Origin of the sequence: Streptomyces sp. NPDC013455 (assembly GCF_040632975.1) — a bacterium.
In the GTDB taxonomy this organism is placed as follows: Bacteria; Actinomycetota; Actinomycetes; order Streptomycetales; family Streptomycetaceae; genus Streptomyces.
The window spans coordinates 1-3,535 of record NZ_JBEYCX010000043.1; the positions used below are offsets into that span (position 1 = coordinate 1).

A 3,535-nucleotide genomic window follows, 5' to 3' on the forward strand; every position below is an offset into this window, starting at 1 on the left:
GCCAGCGCCTTCTCGCACGCCTCGATCCGCTCCGCGAACACCGGCGAGGTGTCCAGCAGGTCCAGGCCCATACCCGCCCACTGCCCACCCTGCCCTGGAAACACGAACACCACCCCACCGTCTTCGCGTTGGGTGTCCGCCCGGCCGTCGACCACGCACGGGTGCGGTCGGCCGTCGGCCACCGCCTCCAGCGCCCGTACGAACTCCTCGCGCTCGGCGGCGACGATCACCGCGCGGTGTTCCAGCAGCGCCCGCCCTCGGACGAGACCCGCACCGATGTCGGCGAGTCCGGCGGCACCGACTCCTTCCACGGCGGTGCCCGCAGCTTCTCCCGCCGTGACGAAGTCGGCCAGCGCCTTCGCCTGAGCGCGCAGGCCCGCCCCCGACTGCCCCGACACCACCCACGGCAAGGGCAACGGCAACGCCGACCGGGACTCGTCATCCGCCCGTGGCGCTTCGTCAGCCGCGACAGACGCCTCCTCCGCAGGCGCCTCTTCGAGGATGAGATGCGCGTTGGTGCCGCTCACCCCGAAGGACGACACCCCGGCCCGCCGCGGCCCGCCCCCGGCCACCGCCGGCCACGGCCGTGCCTCCGTCAGCAGCGAAACGGCGCCGGCCGACCAGTCCACCTGCGGTGACGGCTCGTCCACGTGCAGCGTGCGCGGCAGCATGCCGTTGCGCAGTGCCATCACCATCTTGATGACCCCGCCGACCCCCGCTGCGGCCTGTGCGTGACCGATGTTCGACTTGAGCGAGCCCAGCCACAACGGTCGTTCGCCGGAGCGCTGCTGCCCGTAGGTGGCGAGGAGGGCCTGGGCCTCGATCGGGTCGCCCAGTGTGGTGCCCGTCCCGTGCCCCTCCACCGCGTCCACGTCCGCCGCCGACAGGCCCGCGGCGGACAGGGCATCGCGGATCACGCGTTCCTGCGCCGGTCCGCTGGGAGCTGTCAGGCCGTTCGACGCCCCGTCCTGGTTGACCGCGCTCCCTCGTACGACCGCGAGTACCCGGTGTCCCAGCCGCCGCGCGTCCGACAGCCGCTCGACGAGCAGCAGGCCCACGCCCTCGCCCATGCCGGTGCCGTCGGCCGCCGCCGCGTACGCCTTGCACCGCCCGTCCGGCGCGAGGCCCCGCTGCCGTGAGAACTGGAGGAAGGTGCGCGGGGTGGACATCACGGAAACGCCGCCGGCCAGGGCGAGGTCGCACTCGCGCGTGCGCAGCGTCTGGCAGGCCAGGTGCAGAGCCACCAGGGAGGAGGAGCAGGCGGTGTCGACGGTGATCGCCGCGCCTTCGAGACCGAGGTTGTAGGCGATGCGGCCGGAGGCGATGCTGCCGGCGCTCCCGTCGCCGACGTAGCCTTCCAGGTCCGCGTCGCCGCCGAGTTCGGCCGGGTAGTCGTGGTACATCACGCCGGTGAAGATGCCGACCCGGGATCCGTGTGCCGAGGACGGGTCGATGCCGGCCCGTTCGAAGGCCTCCCAGGAGGTGGTCAGCAGGAGACGCTGCTGCGGGTCCATGGCGAGGGCCTCGCGCGGCGAGATGCCGAAGAAGCCGGCGTCGAAGTCCGCGGCGTCGTGGAGGAATCCGCCGTACCGGGTGTAGGAGGTGCCGGGGTGGTCGGGGTCGGGGTCGTAGAGCCCGCCCACGTCCCACCCGCGGTCGGCGGGGAACTCCCCGATGGCGTCACGGCCCGAGGCGACCAACTCCCAGAGCCCTTCGGGCGACCGCACACCGCCGGGGAACCGGCAGGCCATCCCGACGATGGCGATCGGTTCCCGGCTCGCCGCCTCCAGTTCGGTGACGCGTTCGCGCGAGCGGTGCAGATCGGCGGTGACCCACTTGAGGTAGTCCAGGAGCTTTTCCTCATTCTCCACGGGAGTCCGCCTTGTCTGTCGAGTCGGTGGGGTGGGGGGTGAGGGGCGAGGAGGTGCCGGTGGCGGAGTCGCGTCCGAGTTCGCCGTCGATGAAGGCGAAGAGCTCGTCGCGGGAGGCGCCGGCGAGCCCTTCGGCCGCCGTGCCCTCGACGGACTGCCGCGCGGCCGGCACCTTCACCGGCGTGGGTGCGGGGGGCGCCTTCGTGGGTGTCGGTGCCCCGGTCGCGAGGGACAGCAGCCGGGCGGCCACCCCGGCCGCCGCCAGCTCCGCGGCGGGGATGCCGCGCAGGGTGGCCTCCAGCCGGTCCAGGGCGGTGAGCGCCGAGGAGATGGCCGCCCCCTGGGGGCCGGATGTGGGCGGACGGTCCGGGGAGCACCTGTCGACCAGGTGTTTGGTGAGGGCCGAGGGTGTGGGATGGTCGAAGACCAGGGTGGCCGGGAGACGGACGCCGGCCGAGGTGTTCAGCAGGTTGCGCAGTTCGACAGCCATGAGCGAGTCGAAGCCGAGGTCGCGGAAAGTGCGTCCGGTGTCCACCGCTTCCGGCCCCGCGGCGCCGAGGATGTGCGCCACATGACGGCGGACGAGCCGGGACACGGTGGTGAGGCGCTGCTTGGCGTCCAGGCCGGCCAGTGTCTCCCGCAGGGGAACGGGCTCGCCGCGGGGTTCGGCGCGCCGGCCGGCTCGGGGTGTTCCGAGGGGTTCGAGGAGCCGGCGCAGGACGGGCGGGACGTCCGCGGCCTGGTGCGGCCCGGGCAGGTCGAGGCGTGCCGGTACCAGGACGGCGCGGTCCAGGGCGAGTGCCGTGTCGAACATGCCGAGGCCGGTGTCTGCGGGGAGGGCGAGCAGACCGTGGCGGGCCATCCGCCGCAGGTCGACCGAGCCGAGGTGCCCCGTCAGGCCGCCGGTCTGCTCCCACAGGCCCCAGGCCAGCGAGGTGGCGGGCAGCCCCTGGGAACGCCGGTGCTGGGCGAGGGCGTCGAGGAAGGCGTTGGCAGCGGCGTAGTTGGCCTGGCCGGGGGTGCCGAGCGTCGCGACGGCGGAGGAGAAGAGGACGAAGGAGGCGAGCGGCAGGCCGCGGGTGAGGTCGTGCAGGTGGAGTGCGGCATCGGCTTTGGCCCGCAGGACGTGGTCGAGCCGCCGGGGAGTGAGCGAGGCGAGTACACCGTCGTCCAGCACTCCGGCGGTGTGAACGACGGCGGTGAGCGGGTGTTCGTCGGGTACGGCAGCGAGTACGGCGGTGAGGGCCGCCCGGTCGGCGGCGTCGCAGGCGGTGACGGTGACGGTGGCGCCGAGGGCGGTCAGTTCGGCGTGCAGCTCCGCGGCGCCGGGTGCGGCGGAGCCGCTGCGGCTGATGAGGAGCAGGTGGCGGACACCGTGCGCGGTGACGAGGTGCCGGGCGAGCAGCCCGCCGAGGCTTCCGGTGCCGCCGGTGACCAGAACCGTGCCGGCCGGGTCCCATTCCGGGCTCTTCGCCGCGCTCGCCGTGGCCCGGGAGAGCCGTGGCACGCGCAGGTCACCGGCGCGCAAGGCGACTTGCGGCTCACCGGTGGCCAGGGCACGCTCCACCAGCCGGGCCGTGACGGTGTGGACCTCGGCAGTGCGGTGGAGCCCCAGCGCGTCGCCGTCGGGATCGGGAACCGTGCCTCCCGGGTCCAGCGGCTTG

General features: G+C 73.9%; 2 protein-coding genes. Both read right to left on the reverse strand.

Annotated features, from left to right (window positions below; genetic code table 11):
* Positions 1–1,871, reverse strand: a 1,871-nt coding sequence (locus tag ABZ576_RS33850; RefSeq protein WP_360749791.1) for a type I polyketide synthase, incomplete at its 3' end; no start/stop codon positions are given.
* A partial coding sequence (locus ABZ576_RS33855; RefSeq protein WP_360749794.1) for an SDR family NAD(P)-dependent oxidoreductase occupies positions 1,861–3,535 on the reverse strand: 1,675 nt, incomplete at its 5' end. The genes ABZ576_RS33850 and ABZ576_RS33855, both read right to left, overlap by 11 nt.